13 protein-coding genes and 2 pseudogenes are annotated in these 17,141 nt (G+C 68.7%); 11 read left to right on the forward strand and 4 right to left on the reverse strand.

Going from position 1 to position 17,141, the window contains the following annotated elements; genetic code table 11:
* Positions 1-101: 101 nt before the first annotated feature.
* From ACJMNC_RS07100 to ACJMNC_RS07115, 4 genes are all read left to right on the forward strand, one after another.
* Positions 102-1,025: a FecCD family ABC transporter permease gene (locus ACJMNC_RS07100; RefSeq protein ID WP_408947248.1), complete on the forward strand. Its 924-nt coding sequence runs from the start codon at positions 102-104 to the stop codon at positions 1,023-1,025.
* Positions 1,022-2,077 carry a FecCD family ABC transporter permease gene (locus ACJMNC_RS07105; RefSeq protein WP_408947249.1) on the forward strand — a complete coding sequence of 352 codons (1,056 nt, stop codon included), beginning with the start codon at positions 1,022-1,024 and terminating at the stop codon, positions 2,075-2,077. Before ACJMNC_RS07100 ends, ACJMNC_RS07105 begins: the two co-directional genes overlap by 4 nt.
* The gene (locus ACJMNC_RS07110; protein WP_408947250.1) at positions 2,070-2,885 is read left to right on the forward strand and encodes an ABC transporter ATP-binding protein; all 816 of its coding nucleotides are present in this window, start codon (positions 2,070-2,072) and stop codon (positions 2,883-2,885) included. Before ACJMNC_RS07105 ends, ACJMNC_RS07110 begins: the two co-directional genes overlap by 8 nt.
* 72 nt (positions 2,886-2,957) lie before the next feature.
* Positions 2,958-3,455 (forward strand): ferritin, encoded by a 498-nt coding sequence (locus tag ACJMNC_RS07115; RefSeq protein WP_408947251.1) that lies wholly within the window; start codon positions 2,958-2,960, stop codon positions 3,453-3,455.
* A gap of 231 nt (positions 3,456-3,686) precedes the next feature.
* On the opposite strand, the gene ACJMNC_RS07120 is transcribed toward ACJMNC_RS07115, so the two are convergent.
* Positions 3,687-4,118, reverse strand: a complete 432-nt coding sequence (locus ACJMNC_RS07120; RefSeq protein WP_408947252.1) for a hypothetical protein — start codon at positions 4,116-4,118, stop codon at positions 3,687-3,689.
* 145 nt (positions 4,119-4,263) lie between these two features.
* Positions 4,264-5,901 (reverse strand): alkaline phosphatase D family protein, encoded by a 1,638-nt coding sequence (locus ACJMNC_RS07125; protein ID WP_408947253.1) that lies wholly within the window; start codon positions 5,899-5,901, stop codon positions 4,264-4,266.
* 184 nt (positions 5,902-6,085) lie between these two features.
* Here ACJMNC_RS07125 and ACJMNC_RS07130 point away from each other — a divergent pair, with 184 nt between their 5' ends.
* The 4 genes from ACJMNC_RS07130 (at position 6,086) to ACJMNC_RS07145 (ending at position 10,969) form a co-directional block, all read left to right on the forward strand.
* On the forward strand, positions 6,086-7,258 hold the full coding sequence (locus tag ACJMNC_RS07130; RefSeq protein ID WP_408947254.1) for a phosphatase PAP2 family protein: 1,173 nt from the start codon (positions 6,086-6,088) through the stop codon (positions 7,256-7,258).
* A 231-nt stretch (positions 7,259-7,489) separates the two neighbouring features.
* Positions 7,490-8,419: a diguanylate cyclase domain-containing protein gene (locus tag ACJMNC_RS07135; RefSeq protein ID WP_408947255.1), complete on the forward strand. Its 930-nt coding sequence runs from the start codon at positions 7,490-7,492 to the stop codon at positions 8,417-8,419.
* 130 nt (positions 8,420-8,549) lie between these two features.
* On the forward strand, positions 8,550-9,782 hold the full coding sequence (locus ACJMNC_RS07140) for an acyl-CoA dehydrogenase family protein (RefSeq protein WP_408947391.1): 1,233 nt from the start codon (positions 8,550-8,552) through the stop codon (positions 9,780-9,782).
* 47 nt (positions 9,783-9,829) lie between these two features.
* Positions 9,830-10,969 (forward strand): acyl-CoA dehydrogenase family protein, encoded by a 1,140-nt coding sequence (locus ACJMNC_RS07145; protein WP_408947256.1) that lies wholly within the window; start codon positions 9,830-9,832, stop codon positions 10,967-10,969.
* Positions 10,970-11,017: 48 nt separating this feature from the next.
* Here ACJMNC_RS07145 and ACJMNC_RS07150 read toward each other — a convergent pair whose 3' ends face one another.
* A complete protein-coding gene (locus ACJMNC_RS07150; protein ID WP_408947257.1) occupies positions 11,018-12,472 on the reverse strand; it encodes a DUF222 domain-containing protein in 1,455 nt (484 codons plus the stop codon).
* Between the two features lie 843 nt (positions 12,473-13,315).
* On the reverse strand, positions 13,316-14,083 hold the full coding sequence (locus tag ACJMNC_RS07155; protein ID WP_408947258.1) for a thioesterase family protein: 768 nt from the start codon (positions 14,081-14,083) through the stop codon (positions 13,316-13,318).
* 532 nt (positions 14,084-14,615) lie between these two features.
* Between ACJMNC_RS07155 and ACJMNC_RS07160 the strand changes: the two are divergent.
* The 3 genes and pseudogenes from ACJMNC_RS07160 to ACJMNC_RS07170 all read left to right on the forward strand — a co-directional run.
* A pseudogene (locus ACJMNC_RS07160) lies at positions 14,616-15,233 on the forward strand (IS256 family transposase); the annotation flags it as partial.
* Positions 15,234-15,284: 51 nt separating this feature from the next.
* Positions 15,285-16,552, forward strand: a protein-coding gene (locus tag ACJMNC_RS07165) for an IS3 family transposase (RefSeq protein WP_408947259.1) whose coding sequence is annotated in 2 segments (ribosomal slippage) — positions 15,285-15,570 and positions 15,570-16,552 — 1,269 coding nt in all. Because the reading frame shifts where the segments join, the coding sequence is not laid out codon by codon here.
* A gap of 25 nt (positions 16,553-16,577) precedes the next feature.
* A pseudogene (locus tag ACJMNC_RS07170) lies at positions 16,578-17,138 on the forward strand (IS256 family transposase); the annotation flags it as partial.
* Between the last annotated feature and the right edge of the window lie 3 nt (positions 17,139-17,141).

Below are 17,141 nucleotides of genomic sequence, written 5' to 3' on the forward strand. Positions count from 1 at the left end.
GCCTACTCACTCCGGGTCGCGACGCGCTCGCCACGGCACGGGGGTCATCGTGCTCGTCGTCGTGGTCGCGGTCCTGGCGGCCGTGAGCCTGTGTGGGAGCGGTGAGCACCGGCCCCGTCCAGACCTGGGAGATCCTGCGGCACGGACTGTCCGCCCAGCCCACCTCCCCTGAGGTCGCCGTCCTGCACTACCGGGTACCGCGCACCATCGTCATCGCCCTGGTGGGGCTGGCCCTGGGACTGGCCGGCGCGCTGATCCAGGGGCACACCCGCAATCCGCTCGCCGACCCCGGGCTGCTGGGCATCTCGGCCGGCGCGGCCACGGCCGTGGTCTCCGGTCTGTACTTCCTGAATGTCACCTCCACCCTGGGCATGCTGTTTCTGGCCTTCGGCGGTTCGGCGATCGCCGCGGTGGGCGTCTTCCTGCTCGGCGGGGTGGGCCGGCGCGCCGCCGATCCGATCGCCCTGGTGGTCGCCGGCGCCGCGGTCAGCGCGCTGCTGACCGCGATGACCACCACCATCGTGCTGCGCAGCGCCAGCACCGCGGTGATCGACAAGTACCGGTTCTGGACGGCCGGCGCCGTCTCGGTCACCGAATCGTCGGCGTACGTCCCGGCCGTCCCCTTCCTGGCGGTGGGCGCCCTGCTGGCCCTGGCCTCGGCGTCGGGGCTGAATCTGCTGGCCATGGGCGACCGGTCCGCGCAGTCGCTCGGCCTCAACGTGGCCCGCACCCGGCTGGTGGGGATGGTGGCCGTCACCCTGCTCGCCGGCGCCGCCACCGCGATCGCCGGCCCGATCGCCTTCCTGGGCCTGATCGCCCCGCACCTGGCCCGGGCCCTGGTGGGCACCGACTATCGCTGGGTGCTGCCCACCGCGGCGCTGGCCGGCGTCGCCATCCTGTATCTGGCCGATGCGCTTGGCCGGGTGGTGGCCACCCGGGAGGTTCCGGCCGGAGTGATGCTGGTCCTGGTCGGCGTGCCCTTCTTCCTGTTCGTCGTCTGCCGTTCGAGGTTCGTCACGCTATGACCGTCCACGAATCCGGCCACCGCCCGCCGCTGCCCCCGTCGATCCGCCTCGGCGGCCTCTCTTTTCAGTACCGCCCGCGGGCGCTGATCGTCGGCGTCGTGCTGGTGGTCGCGCTGGTGGCCGCGATCTTCGCCGCACTGATGCTCGGCGACGGGGTGGTCTCGCCCGGCCAGCTCGTCGAGGTGCTCTCCGGCGGCGGCCGCCGGGCCGACCGCCGGCTGATCCTGGATCTGCGGGCCAACCGGGTGCTGGTGGCCGCGCTGGCCGGCGCCGCCCTCGGCGTGGCCGGCGCGATCATGCAGACCGTCACCCGCAATCCGCTGGCCAGCCCCGACATCCTCGGTATCACCGGCGGCGCCTCGGTGGGCGCGGTCGCGGTGATCGCCATCGCCGGCGGCGACCTGTCCGACAAGCCCTGGGCCACCCCGCTCGGCGCCCTGATCGGCGGTATCGCCATCGCCGTGGCGATCGCCGTGTTCGCCGCCTCGATGGATCCGATGCGCATGGTGCTCTCCGGTATCGCCCTCGGCGCACTGTGCGGTGCGGTGATCACCTACATCCTGGCCACCGTGAACAGCGATGTGGCGAGCACGGCGTTCGCCTGGATGGCCGGTTCCCTGGAGGGCCGCGGACCCGAACACATCGTGCCGGTCGCGATCACTCTGGCGGTCGGGGTGATCGTGGTGGTGGCGCTGCAGCGGGCGTCCGCGCTGCTCGCCCTGGGCACACCGCGGGCCCGGACCCTCGGCGTTCCGGTGGCCGGGGTGGAGCGCACCCTGCTGCTGACCTCGGTGCTACTCGCCTCGATGGCCACCGCCGCGACCGGACCGATCGGCTTCATCGCCTTCGTCGCCCCGCAGATCACCGTCCGGCTGGCCCGCACGCCGTCGCCGCCGCTGATCACCTCCGGCCTGACCGGCGCCGTGCTGGTACTGCTGGCCGACCTGTTGACCCGTTCGGTGATTCCATGGACCGCCCCGATCGGTGCGGTCACCTCGGTGATCGGCGCCCCCGTCCTCATCTATTTCCTGTGGAAGGCGAGTCGTGTCTGACCAGTCCCCCTCACCCGCATCCGTCCGGCTGCGCGCCGACGCGATCACCGTCGGTTACGGCGACCGGGTGATCCTCGACGGCCTCGACGTGGCCGTGCCCGACGGTTCGCTGACGATGATCATCGGGCCCAACGGCTGCGGCAAGTCCACGCTGCTCGGTGCACTGGCCCGGCTGCTCAAGCCGTCGTCGGGGACGGTGCTGCTCGACGGCGTCGACGTGCATCGCCGGCCGGCCAAGGAGATGGCCCGCGAACTCGCACTGCTGCCCCAGGGCGCGGTCACCCCGTCGGGCATCGACGTGGCCACCCTGGTCTCTCGCGGGCGCTATCCGTATCAGCGTCTACTGCACCAGTGGGGGCCCGAGGACGAGGAGGCGGTGCTCTCGGCGATGGCCGCGACCAACACCGTCGAGCTCGCGGACCGCTTCGTCGACGAGCTGTCCGGCGGCCAGCGGCAGCGGGTGTGGCTGGCCATGCTGCTGGCCCAGCAGACCGACATCATGCTGCTCGACGAGCCCACCTCGTTCCTGGACATCGCACACCAGTACGAGCTGCTCGAACTGATGCGGACGCTGCGCGAGCAGGGCAAGACCCAGGTGGCGGTGCTGCACGATCTCAACCAGGCTGCCCGGTACGCGAGTCATCTGATCGTGATGGCCGACGGAAAGATCGTCACCACCGGCGACCCGGAGACGGTGGTCACCGCGGAGCTGGTGCGTGAGGTGTTCGCCCTGGAGTCGATCGTGGTTCCCGACCCGGTCACCGGGACGCCGACGGTGGTTCCCCTGGACCCCCGCAGCTTGTCTTAGCCTATCCTCCGACTAATTAGCGGAGGCTATCGTTGCTGGTCAGAGCCCTTTCGTAGGCGTACTGTCGACAGCATGAAGATGACAGAACAGCTCGAAACCGCATTCATCAACCAGATCAATCTCGAGATCGAATCCTCGCTGCTGTACCGGCAGCTGGGCATCGAGATGGAGCTCATGGACCTGCCGGGCATCTCCGCATGGTTCATCAGCCACGCCGCCGAGGAGCGCGGCCACGCCGACAAGCTCATCGCCCACCTGACCGACCGGGACAACCACCCGGTGCTCGGTGAGATCAAGGTGCCCGAGGTCAAGGTCACCAGCATCACCGAGGCCTTCGACATCGCCCTCGAGGCCGAGCGCGGCGTCTCGGAGTCGATCCGCAACCTGTACCGGCTCGCCGAAGAGGTCGGCGACCTGGATTCGCGGCCGCTGATCGACTGGTTCCTCACCGAGCAGATCGAGGAGGAGGAGACCGTCAGCCAGATCCTCGGCCGCGCCCGCCTGGTGGGCCAGGACGGCTCCGGCATCCTGCGCATCGACGACGAGCTCGGCGGCTCGGCCGGCGCCTGACGCCACGCGAACACGGTCTCTGCAGCCCCGGAGTCCCTATCGCCCTGAGGCACGGCGTCCGACGGCCCACGTCGTCGGTATGCGCCGTCTCGCATAGGAATCTGTCATAACGCGAAACACCGCCCGCGGTACCTCCCGGTACCGCGGGCGGTGTGCATCGGGCCTGTCGATCACCGGGCCTGTCGATCATCGGGCATGTCGATCACCGGGTCCGTCGATCACCGGGCCCGATCACCAGGTTCTGGCCTGCTCGACGATGAAGCCGGCCAGGATCAGCGCGCTGCCGCCCACCTCGGCGATGATCAGCGCGACCATGAAACCCGTGGTCGACGGGTGCAGCGGCTGCAACTGGTTGGTGGTGTCCTGCAGCGCCCCGTGCCAGCAGTAGGAGGCGATGGCGGCGACGAAGAAGAAGACCACCACCGCCAGGGCGGTGATGTTCAGCCACGTCGGCCACGCACTGAACTGCACGAAGACCGCGAGCAGAGCGGTCGCGAAGGAGTACATGAGCGCCGCCCGATGGGCGATGTCGACGTAGACGTGGGCGTGCCCCTCCGGACTCGCGGCGATCTGCGCGAACTTCCACACCCCGAGCAGCAGTGCCCAGAGGAAGATCAGGCCGGCCAGGATCAGAGCCACCTGGGTCGCGAGGTTCAGTTCCACCGACTCACCGTATCCCCGCTGCGATTCCCGATTCCGGACATCCCCGTCAGCGGCGACTCAGCCGCCGGGCGAGGCACCGCCCCAGCGGCGGCGCCCGCCCCGTCGTCGACGCCGGCCGCGCGCCCCGACCCGATCCGCGGACGGCTCAGCCGCGGCGCAGGCCGGGCTTGCCGTACCGGGTGTGCCAGGCGAAGCCCAGACGCACCGCGCTGCTGCGGCGCAGCACGTCGTCGACGAAGTAGTAGCGCATGCCCGCGGTATCGCGGGTCACCTCCAGCACGCCGTAGCCGTGCCGGGTCAGCTCCACCTGCTTGATCCACGGATCGGCCACCGGCAGCGCCTGTTCGGCGGCGGTGGTCGCGGCGGCGGCCGCCGGCGCCAGCGCCCGGCTGGTGGCGATGGTGTCGTAGACGCTGGCCGAGGTGATGCTCGGGGCGACGAACTCGCACGCCGCCACCCGGCCCCGCGCATCCCGTCCGTAGTGACCGGCACTCAGCGGCAGCTCCGACGCCCACGAGCTGTGGATGTCGCCGGTCACGAAGACCACGCCCTTGCGGCCGGCCTTGTCGATGGCCTTCAGCAGCGACCGACGTTCGGCCGGGTAGCCGTCCCACTGATCCAGGTTGAGCGCCACCCCGTCCTCGCTGATGCCGATCTGGTCGCGCAGCAGCGCCGAGACCTGCGGGTCGACGGTGGTGGGGATGACCAGCGGAGCGATCATCACGCTGGTGCCCACCACCTGCCAGCGGGCGCCGGAGGTGGTGACCGAATCCTCGAGCCACCGATACTGCTGTTTGCCGGTCATGGTGCGGTTCGGGTCCTGCTGCTCACGGAAATCCGTCATGCTGAGCTGCTCGTCCCGGTACGAGCGCAGGTCCGGGACGATGATCTCGGCGAGCGAGCCGAAGCGCAGCCGGCGGTACAGATGCTGGCCGCCGCGTATCGCGTTCGGCCGCACCGGCATCCATTCGAAATAGGCCTGGGTGCTGGCCGCCTTGCGGGCCCGCCAGCTGCCCTGCTTGGCCGGGTCGTGGTTCTCGGCACCGTTGCGCCAGGAATCGTTCGCCGACTCGTGGTCGTCCCACATGCACAGGAAGGGCACCCGGGCGTGCAGCAGCGCCAGGTCCGGATCGCTCCGGTACCGGCCGAAGCGGATGCGGTAGTCGGCCGGAGTCACGGTGTCGTGATCGGGCGCGGTGCGGCGGACCGTGGTCCCGTAGACGCCCGGATACTCCCCGGTGCCGTACTCGTAGGTGTAGTCGCCCAGGTGCAGCACCAGATCGAGGTCGTCGCGCTGGGCCATGGCCCGGTAGCCCTGGAAGTAGCCGGCCTCGTAGTTGGCGCACGAACACACCCCGATGCGCAGCCGGTCGACGGCGGCCGCGGTGGCCGGCGCGGTCCAGGTGCGGCCGGTACGCGAGCGCTGTCCGGCACGCGGACCGTCGACCAGGGTGAATCGGTAGTAGTAGCGGGTGCCGGGCGTCAGGCCGGTGACGTCCACCTTGACGGTGTGGTCGCGGTCGGCGGTGGTGACCACCGTGGCGCTGCGGACGATGCGGCTGAAGCCGGAGTCCCGGGCGATCTCCCAGCGGACCGTCGCCGACGGTCCACGCCCGGACCCGGGGTCGGCGCCGGCGACCGGGGTGACCCGGGTCCACAGAATCACCGCCTCGGGCAGCGGATCGCCGGAGGCCACCCCGTGGACAAAGGCCTGGTCGTCCCGGGCGGCGGCGGGGGCGGCGAAACGGGTGGCGGCGGCACCGGCCAGGCCGGCGGCGGACACATGAAGCAGTCGACGTCGATCAATCACCCGAGGGAACTTATGGGCCGCAGGTGAGCATTCGCTGATGCGCATGCTGCGCGGAGGTGAACAGCGAGTACGGGGAATCCGCCGTTCACCCACGCGTCACCACGGCGTCGCCCGGGCGTTCGGGAATGCTCATCCGGATCGGGTGAACTGATCGCCTGTGACCGGATTGCGTACCCTCGTCCCCCTGCTTCGTTCAGTGCTGTCGCTGACCGTCATCGCCGCCGTCACGGCCGGCTTGCTGCTGGTGCCCGCACCCGCGGGCGCCGCCCCGCGCAAGCCGACGCCGGCGCCGTTCCCGGCCGGTGCCATCGCCACCGTGTACTCCTCGGACGTCAGCTCACACGGGCTCGTCTACACCGACGTGGTGGACGGCTTCACCGAACTGCAGAAGAACCATCCCGCGGTGATGCGGCAGAACCTGGACACCGTGATCGCGGTGAACAACGCTGCGGCCGGCGACCGGGCGCTGGTGAACCGGGCGCTGGCCGATGAGCACGACGATCTGCTGGTGACCATGTCCGATGCGCTCGGCGAGGAACTCGGTGAACTGTTCCGCAAGGCGCTGGCCGACGGCCGGCTGCCCAAGACCGAGCAGCTGCTGTCCGGTTCGCTGGCGCGCGGCGGCGGCCTGGCATCGTCGACCTTCGCCGAGAAGCTGATCTTCAACTACGACCGGCCGTTCGTCGTCGCCCCGAAGAAGATCAACGAGTACCACCGCGCCAGCGAGGAGGGCCCGTACGATGACGATCCGCTGAGCAAGGCCTTCCCGTCCGGGCACACCAATCAAGCCACCTGGAAGGCGATGCTGTGGGCCCTGGCGGTGCCCGAGTTCGCCGCCCCGCTACTGGTCCGCGCACAGGAGGTGGGCTACAACCGGCTGGTGATGGGTGTGCACTACCCGCTCGACGTGATCGGCGGCCGCATGACCGGCCTGGCCGCAGCCGCCGACCGGTGGAACGATCCGCGTTTCCGTCCGCTGATCCTGGCCGTCGGCGACGAGATCCGGGCCGAACTGCAGTGGCGCTGCGGCGCGAAGCTGGCGGTCTGCATCGCCGACGACACTCCGTACCTGGGTTCGGCGCAGCGGCAGGCGGCGGTCTCGGCGCAGCGGATGAACTACGACTTCACCCGCATCCATCGGCCCGCCCCGATGGTCGTGCCCGAGGCGGCGGTGTCGTTGCTCGAACGCAGCCGGCCCGAGCTGAGCGCCTCCGCGCGCCGGACTCTGCTGCGTGAGAGCGCACTGCCCGGCGGCTACCCGCTCGACGATCGTTCGGCGCGCGGCAGCTGGCAGCGTCTGGATCTGGTGCGCGCGCTGCTCGGTTCCTGAACCGGACGGTGAGGATTCGCCGGCCCGGGGTTCGCAGAACGGGATTCGCCGAACTGGGTTCGTCCGGCCCCGGCGACCTCTGGTGGCCTCACCGATCCCGATGCCGGCACCGGTAACGACGACGAGACCGTCAGGGATACTGAACATGGCGGTGGTCACTCCCCGCCGTGTACACCAGTGATCGGGGACGGGCGATGGGATTCTGCAGGCACGGCGCGATGGGATGCCGTCATGTCTGAGAACACCGTGGTCACCGGGATCGGCGAGCGGGTCTGGAGTGCCGCATTCGAGGCGAGTCCGGATTGCGTCAAACTGATCGACCCGGACGGGCGGCTGCTGCGGATCAACCGCACCGGCTGTGAGACCTTCGGTCTGCACGATGTGCACGCGGAGGACCTCAGCGCAGCGGAGCTGTACTGGCTCGACCTGCTGCCGCGCGAGGTCCGCGAGGCGGGGCGTGAGGCGCTGAGCCAGGCCGCGAACGGCCGGACCGTCCGGTTCCCGGGCACGAGCATCGACCCGGCGAACGGTGTGCGCCACTGGGACAACATGCTCCTGCCGGGCACCGGCCCAGACCACGGGCTGATCGTGGTGATCAGTCGCGACGTCACCGACCACCATCGGGCGGCCGAGCACCTGCGCGCGGCCTCGGAGGTGGACGACCTGACCGGGCTGCTGAACCGCCGGGCCCTGCTGGCCGCCGTCGACGAGCAGGTGCAGCGCTCCCGGACCTCGGGCGACGGCCTCGGTGTGCTCTTCTTCGATCTCGACCACCTCAAGGCCATCAACGACCGGTTCGGCCAGGCCGCCGGCGACGCGGCGCTGCAGTCGCTGGCCCGCGCGATCCGTTCGGCGCTGCCGGCCGGTGGCGCGGTGGCCGGCCGCTGGGGCGGCGGCGAGTTCGTGGTGTCCGTCGCCGGCGTCGGCACGGCGGCCGGACTCGATGCCCTGGCCGGCCGCGTGCAGGCCACGCTCGCCGGACCGGTGCGGTTCGCCCACCACGAGCTGGACCTGGCGGCGTCGGTCACCGCCGGCGGGGCGCTGCTCGAGGACGACGTCGACGATGCGCACGCCCTGATCAGTCTGGCCGACTGGGAGATGGCGGCGGAGAAGCGTCAGCGCAAGGGCGGGATCCGGGTCCGCGCCGCACAGGCCGGCTGACAGCACTTTCCCGCCCCGGCTCCGGCCTTCGACCCCCTCTCGGATCCCGCTGGCGATGAAGACGCGGGGAGCCTGATGCGCTACCGTCTCCACCAGACATATATTTGATACGAGAGAGATGAGCGCCCTCATGGACATGAGCTGGTCCGACGCCGACATCGCCTTCCGCGACGAGGTGCGAGCCTTCCTCGAGGAGAACCTGACTCCGGAACTGCGTGAGGCCGGACGGCTCGCCACCAGCGTCTATCCCGATCATTCGGCGTCGATGGCCTGGCAGGCGATCCTGCACGAGCGCGGCTGGGCCGCCCCGGCGTGGGCGGTGGAGCACGGCGGCTGCGACTGGACGCTCACCCAGCACTACATCTTCGCCCGCGAGTCGGTGCTGGCCGGTGCTCCCCCTCTCTCGCCGATGGGGATCCGGATGGTCGCGCACGCCATCGCCGCCTTCGGGACCGACGAGCAGAAGAACTTCTTCCTGCCCGGAATCCTGGACGGCAGTATCTTCTTCTGCCAGGGGTATTCGGAGCCGGAGTCCGGCTCGGACCTGGCGTCGCTGTCGATGGCGGCGGTACCGGACGGCGACGATCTGGTGGTGACCGGTTCCAAAATCTGGACCACGCATGCGAGCGAGGCGAACTGGATCTTCGCACTGGTGCGCACCTCGCGGACCGAGCGTAAGCAGCAGGGCATCACCTTTGTGCTGATCGACATGACCAGCCCGGGCATCGAGGTGCAGCCGCTGGTGATGGCGTCCGGCGAGGAGGTGCAGAATCAGGTCTTCTTCGATCAGGTGCGGGTACCCAAGAAGAACGTCCTCGGCGCGATCGACGAGGGATGGACCGTCGCCAAGTATCTGCTGATCTTCGAGCGTGGAGGCGGGGCGATGGCGCCGGCGCTGCAGGTGGAGACGGAGACCCTTGAGGCCGATGCGTCCACCGTGACCGGACCGTCGGGCGGACCGCTGATCGAGGAGCCGACCTTCGCCGCCCGGCTGGCCGAGCTCAAGATCCGCACCAAGGTTCTGGAGGTTCTCGAGTACCGGGCGCTGTCGGAACTGAGCGGCGCCAAGGCGGCCTCGCTGGCGTCGATGCTCAAGATTCTGGGTACCGAGCTGAGTCAGAAGATCACCGAACTCGGAGTGGAGGCGGCCGGGCTGCACGGCCGCGTGTATCAGCCTCATGCCACCCGTCCGGGCGGCCCGGTGGAGCAGTACATCCCGCCGGCCGACGGCTACATCAGTGGTGAGCCCTGGCAGGCCGTCGCGCCGCTCTGGTACCTGAACAACCGGGCCGGCTCGATCTACGCCGGCTCCAACGAGATCCAGCGCAACATCCTGGCCAAGGCCGCACTCGGTCTGTCCTGACCGTCCCGAACCGCCACAGCTTCAGCAGAATTCGAGAGAGTTTCCCGATGGACTTCACACGCACTGACGAACAGCAGATGCTCGCCGAGGGGCTCGGCAAGTACCTGTCCGACCGCTACGATCTGACGGCCAGCCGGACGGCGGCCAAGGTCGGTGCCGGCTGGCAGCCGGAGATCTGGCGGGATTTCGCCGGGGAGCTCGGGATTCTCGGCGCCACCCTGCCCGCCTCGGTGGGAGGCGACGACGGCGGACCGGAAGAGCTGATGGTGATCAGCGAGGCGCTCGGGCATGCGCTGGTCATCGAGCCCTTCGTCGACTCGGTGGTGCTCGGCGCCCGGTTGCTGGCCCGGATCGGCGGCGAGCAGGCCGACGAGCTGGCAGCCCGGATCGGCCGCGGTGAAGCGCTGACCGCGTTCGCCGCACTGGAGGACGGCTCCGGCGGTAACCCCGTCCATCAGGCGACCACCGCGCGCCGCGAGGGCGACGAGTGGGTGCTCGACGGCGCCAAGGCGGTGGTCACCACCGCCCCGCTGGCCGATCAGCTGATCGTCGTCGCCCGGGTCTCCGGTGAGGTTCGCGACGCCGACGGGGTCGCACTCTTCCTGGTCCCGCTCGGTGTGGATGCCCCGGAGGGCCTGACGCTGAAGGAGGTGCGCACCGTGGACGATCGACGGGCTGCCGACATCACGTTGGCCTCGGTGCGGCTTCCGGCAAGTGCGCTGCTCACCGAGGACGCCGGTGAGCTGATCGCGTACGCCTGGGACGAGGCGACGGCCGTGGTGGTCTCCGAAGCGGTGGGCGCGATGCGCAAGGTCTTCGACGACACGGTCGAGTACTCCAAGCAGCGCGAGCAGTTCGGCCAGCCGATCGGCTCGTTCCAGGCGCTGCAGCATCGGATGGTGGACATGCTGCTCGAGCTCGAGCAGGCGGTCGCCGCCCAATACCTGGCCACGCTGTCGTTGTCTGCGCCGGCGGCCGAACGCGCCGCGGCGGTGTCCGCGGCCAAGGTGACCATCGGCCGCGCGGCCCGGTTCATCGGACAGAACTCGGTGCAGTTGCACGGGGCGATGGGCATGACGGAGGAGCTGGCGATCGGCCACTACTTCCGACGGCTCACGGTGATCGAGAACGAGTTCGGTTCGGCCGACGCCCACATCGCGCGCTACCGCCAGGCCACCACGGTCTGAGCAACCCTCCGGTTCAGTCGGGGCCGGGTGGCCGGCCCGCGGGGCGGGTTACGCCCCCTCTGGTGGTGAGTGGGGGTTGTGTGGTGTGCGGTGTCCGATGTGGTGCATGGGGTTGACGGTGTAGTCGTGTCTGGTGCCGGTGATGCGCCAGCCGACCCGGCCGGTGTGGGGGCCTTCGGTGATGATGGTGGTTTCCCAGTGGCCGGGGGTTTTGCTGACGTGGCGGTTGTCGCCGCCGCAGGCGCCGCCGATGGTGTTGATGTCGGTGGTGCCGCCGTCGGCGTAGTCGAGGTCGGCGTGGTGGGCTTCGCATTGAGCGAACGGGCGGGTGCAGCCGGGCCTGGTGCAGCCGCGATCCCTTGCGAACATTGCGAGGCGTTGGGCTTTGTTGGCGAACCGTGACCGGCCGAGGTAGAGCACTTCGGCCGAGTGGTGGGCGAAGACGGCCAGGTGCCAGGTGGCGTCGGCGGCCATGTCGATCAGGTCGGGGACGGGGATGTGGGTGCCGGTGGCGGTGTACCCGGTCCCGGCCAACTCCGCCAGATCCTGGTGGTCGATGGTGACGACGAATTCGGCCGGCAACCGCGTGGGGTCACCGAGCGCCCCATGCCCCAATGCGAAGCGGCACAGCGCGACCAGGGCGTCGTGCTGACGTTGCCCGGGCGAGCGCAGGTCGCGTTTGCGGGCGGCGTCGAGGAGTTCGGGGTCGAGGCCGTCGGTGTCGACCGGACCGGTGGGGCTGTCGGGGTCGTCGGGGTTGTTCATCCCGGGTGCGGCCCATTTGGTCAGGACTACTTCGAGGAGGCCGCGCAGGGCTGGGGTGATCGAGCCGCGGAGCTTGGTCATCAACTGCTGATCCTGCGGCGACAACGTGACGGACCGTCGGCGTTGGCGGTCGGTGTCGTCGGCGAGTTCCCCGTCGGGGTCGAGGAGGGAGAGCAGTCGGTGTCCGACCATCCGCGTCTGCTCCGGCGTCAACGTGACCGCAGACGCGGTCAGATCTGCTTCGGCGCGTGCGCGTTGGTCGACATCGACCGCGTGCGGGATCTTCTGCATGGTCTTGAAGATTTCGGTGACATGGTCGGCGCCGATCGTCCCGGCACTCAACGCTTCGGCGGCGGTCGGGCAGCGCGGTGGGAGTGGTTCGCCGGTCATCGACGTGAACTGTCCGACCGCTTCGGCCAGGAGACGACGGCGGCGGGCTTCGGCGGCGGACAGGTGCAGGATGCCGACGAGGTAGCCGCCCAGGCTCGCTCCACCGGCCTGCTGGTAGGAGCCGCGGTCACTGATTTCGACGAGGAGTTGTGCCTCGGCGGCATCGATCAGGCGGCGGGCGCGTTCACATCCCTCGGTGAGGTCGGTGAGCTGGCGGTCGGTGCAGCCGGTGTAGTCGGCGCGGGTCAACTTGGCTTGCTTGGCGGCGGCGGCGGTGATCAGGGCTTGGAGTTCGATCGGATCGTCGGGCAGCACCATTGTGCTGGTGTCGTCGATGCTGGTCGTCATCGCGTGGTCACCTCCCCCGAAGTGCTGTGCCGACTATCTCGTTGTGCGTTGGTCGTGCTGGTCGGGCTGCGCTGTGCCCTGTCTTACTAGTTCAACGATGATGTGATGTGTTCTGTTCCCATATCGACTAAATGTTCGAACTATTTTTCTTGAGTTCAGAGTATGACTGACCTCTGACATCCTTACGGCGGTCGTGGTTCTTTGCGGCGGATGGTCGGAACTCCGCGCACCGACCGGCCGAGAAGCACCGGAGTTGCAGGTGCAGGATGCTGGGGAGATGGTCGTCGGGCTCAGTCTGCCGGCCGGGAGTGCGTCGGTGGCGGCGATCAGGCGCCGCTCCCGTTCGAGGACGGGAATGGGCTGGGCGAGTTGCTCGTCGGTGCAGTCGGCGCGAGTGAACCGGACCAGTGTCGCGGCTGCGGCCCCGAGCAGGGCTTGGAATGCGATCGGATCATGGGGCAGCACCGCTATGGTGCCGTCGTCGCTTGTCGTCATATGTGCTCACACCCCCCCGCAGTGCCCGCGCCGACTATCTCGTTGTGCGTTTCCGGACCGAGTCTTCGCCGGTGCAGATTCCCCTTCTCACCTGGCGAAACAGCTCGATCCGATGTCTTGAGTTCAGAGTACGACGCGCCTACGACATTCAGGGCGGCGCCGAGAACGACACAGTGGGGACGAGCAGACTCGCGATGACCGAGTTCCCGATACTGCTCCGCAGGGCACCCCGACACTGCTCCGCAGGGCACCCCGTCACTGCTCCGCAGGGCACCCCGTCACTGCTCCGCAGAGCACCCCGTCACTGCTCCGCAGGGCACCCCGACACGCTCCGCAGGGCACCCCTGTCTACTGCTCCCGGACGGCCAGAATCTGCGCGATCGCCCCGATGGGGCCGTTCTCGTCATGCAGGGTGGTCTGCGTCAGCCCGGTGCCGGCCGGCCCGAACGAGACCGCTGTGTCGTAACCCAGCCAGCCCGGCTCCGGATCGCGGAACAGGTGCACGGTCAGATCGACGTTCGGGAAGGCCACCTCGGTGGGGTCACGGCGCACGGCCATGCCGTTGGCGATGTCGAAGAGCGCGGCGGTCTGCGCCAGCGCGGAGACCGGCTCGTCGAGCAGCGGGACGTCGCTGCGGATCCAGAACTGCGCGTCGCCCGGGCCCGCCGACCGGCGCCGCACCTCGATCGAGGCGATCATCCCGCCCGGCCATACGGTGGTCGGGTCGTAGTCCTCGAAGGTCTCCGGTGCTCCCAGCCGCGGCAGCGGGCTTCCCGCGAGCGCCGCAGTGTCCGTCGCGGTCAGCAGCCAGGCGCGGGCCCGCACCCCCGGCCGGCCACCGTGACTGAGCACCGCCTCCACCAGTTCCACCGACTTCCCGGGGCGCAGCACCGTCACCTCGGTCTGGTACTCCTCGAGCGGCAGCGGACCGAGGATGTCGAACGACAGCCGACCCAGACGCATGCCGTCACGGCCACGGGCCGTGCGATCCTGCTCGATCAGATGGGTGAGCAGACCGAACACCGGCGCGATGTGAATCTCCCGAGTGTTCCATGCACCACCGGTGTGCTCGGTGGGCATGAAGGCGTGCTCGCCGGTGCGCAGAAAGTAGGGCACGTGAACCTCCCGGAGTGTGGCCGCATGGGCTGTCGGCAAAGATCGTCCGCTCACAGCCGGTCCGAAAGCGATCTGCCCTCGGAGGCCGTGTCTGCGGACGATCTTTGCAGAACCTAGAACGGGTCGACTCGTCGGCCCAGGACCGGCAGCGAGATCCTCGCCCCGGTGTCCCGGCGCTTGTGCTCCAGGAAGCGCATCGTGGTGTCGAAGTCGTCGAAGAAGGGCAACGTCGCGGAGCCCCGGGACGCGAGCGACGAGGTACAGCGCGAGATCGACTTCGCGGTCCGCTCAGCGGTCGCACTCCTGGAGCAGGCAGTGCTCTCCGCACGATCAACCGCCGACGCTTCGCATTCGACGACGACGAGCTCACCCGCCGCATCGTCGACTCCCTCGTCGAGACCGCCGAGCGCGCCTCAGCCGCGCACTCGACCGCTGCCGAGGGTTAAAGGCCAAAATGTGTGTACAGAACCGCCGATTTCTAGTGCCTGACCTGCTCTGATAGTGGCACGTACATGCTCTGAGAGCATGTACGGTGTCAGATGCTTGGAACTCTCCGATCTGTGGTGTATGCGGCCGGAAACTCGTAAAAAACGGCACTACCAGCGCGGGAAGGACCCGGTGGCGTTGCCGCACCTGCGGCGCCTCAAGTACGCAGTCCCGGCCCGACATCACCCGCAAAGCCGAACTCGATGCGTTCCTCGGGTGGCTCCGCGACGGACGCCGGCCCACCGAAGTCGCCTCAAGTGCCCGGACCTTCCGGCGGCAGAGCGCATGGTGCTGGAACATCGAGGTCCCGCCACCGAAACCCGCCACCACCAGTGCGCAGGTGCTGCTGCTCGACGGCACCTACTTCCAATCGTGGTGCCTGCTGATCGCGTTCGACGGCCAGCACGTCATCGACTGGCAATGGTGTGACCGTGAGAAGAAGATCGCCTGGCAACAGATCACCGGCCGCCAACCCGCCCCGGCCGTCGCGGTCATCGACGGCGGCAACGGCCTGGCCGCCGCCATCGCCGCAGACTGGCCCACCACCCGGATCCAGCGCTGCTACTTCCACATCTTCCAGACCGTCCGCCGCCACCACACCTTCAAACCCCGCCTCGAACCCGGACGCGAAATCCTCACTCTCACCAAAGCATTGATGAACGTCTGAATCCCCCCGGCGTGTCCGGAGACTCCGATTGTTGGGAGAGTGGGAGTCATGCCAGGGAACACAACAAGGCGCTACCCGGCGGAGTTGAAGGCGCGGGCGGTGCGCATGGTCGCCGAGCGGCCAGATGGAGAGACGGAGTGGTCAGCGATCAAGCGCATCGCTCCGCTGCTGGGCATCGGTACCGCGGAGACGTTGCGCAAGTGGGTCCGCCGCGTTGAGATCGATGCCGGATCCCGCGAGGGAGTCACCACGGCCGAGGCCGAGCAGATCCGTCAGCTCAAGCGGGAGGTCGCCGAGCTCAGGCGTGCGAACTCGATCTTGAAGGCCGCCTCGGCTTTCTTCGCGGCCGAGCTCGACCGGCCCGGCGCATGATCATCGAATTCATCCGAGCCCACGCCGACCGGCGTGAACCCGATGGCCTCCGGTGGGGAGTCGAGCCGATCACCGCTGTGCTCGCTGAGCACGGCCTGGTGATCGCCCCATCGACGTATTACGAGCACGTCAACCGCGGCCCCACGGACGCCGAATGGCGAGATGCGCATCTGATCTGCGAAATCCGCCGGGTGCACCGCGAGAACTACGGTGTGTACGGGGCCAGGAAGGTCTGGCTCCAACTGGGCCGTGAGGGCTTCGAAGTCGCCCGGTGCACGGTCGAACGCCTCATGCGCGATGAGGGGATCACCGGAGCGGTGCGCGGGAAGACCAAGCGCACTACCATCGCCGATCACGGTGCTGAGCATGCCGGTGACCTGGTCAACCGGGACTTCGCGCCGCTGGCGCCGGACCGGTTATGGGTTGCCGATTTCACCTACGTATCGACCTGGTCGGGGTGGGTGTATGTCGCGTTCGTCATCGATGCCTACGCCCGCCGGATCCTCGGCTGGGCGACCGCGACGACGATGACCACCGACTTCGTGCTCCACGCCCTCGAGCAGGCGGTATGGACGCGGCACAGAGACGGCCACGGTGATTTCTCCGGGCTGGTCAATCACCACGACAAGGGAGCCCAGTACACCTCGATCCGTCACGGTCAGGCGCTCGCCGAGGCCGGTATCGCCGACTCGGTCGGCAGCACCGGCGACTCATACGACAACGCGCTGGCCGAAACGATCAATGGGCTTTACAAGACCGAATTGATCAAGCCGCGCAAGCCGTGGAAGACCGTCGACGAAGTCGAGATCGCCACCGCCGAGTGGGTCGATTGGTTCAACCATCGACGGCTCTACCAGTACTGCGGCGACATCCCGCCGGCCGAACTGGAAGCCGCGCACTACGCTCGGATCACGACACTTCAACTCGAGGTGTCGACCGTTTGAGACAGTCTCCGGACACGCCGGGGGGATTCACGTCCGCAACGCCGACCAGGCCGTGCTGTGGCTCCAGGCCTACAACGACTGGGAACAGAAATGGGACCAGTACCTACGCCACCGCACCTACCCGAAACTGCACACCAGCCGCCCCAAGGGCGTCTCCGAGAAAGCCACTTGGTGGTACACCCACCGCGACCTGCGTAAGACCCGCGGCCTGTTCCGCCGCCTGATCGCCGACGAGCACCTGTTCACCTGGATCGACCCGCGCCTGACCGATCAGACCACCCCGCTCCAGCGCACCACCTCACCCCTCGAAGGCGGCCCGAACAAAGCCCTCAAAGACCTCTTCCGCCTCCACCGAGGATTCCTCACCGAACACGCCCGCAGAGCCGCGGAATGGAAACTCAATAGCCTCACCGCCAACCCCCACGACCCCTGGAGCCTGGTCCGACCCGAGCACCACAACCCGCCACCAGCCCGCCCGAACCAGACCCCGGTTGAGGATGAACCCACCGGCCCCGCCTTCGGCACCGCCTTCAGCTGGGAAGACGGCAACGGAATCCAACACGGATGGGGCGGCCGCTCCCACTAAACA

It is taken from the genome of Gordonia sp. VNK21 (genome assembly GCF_046098115.1).
GTDB lineage: Bacteria > Actinomycetota > Actinomycetes > Mycobacteriales > Mycobacteriaceae > Gordonia.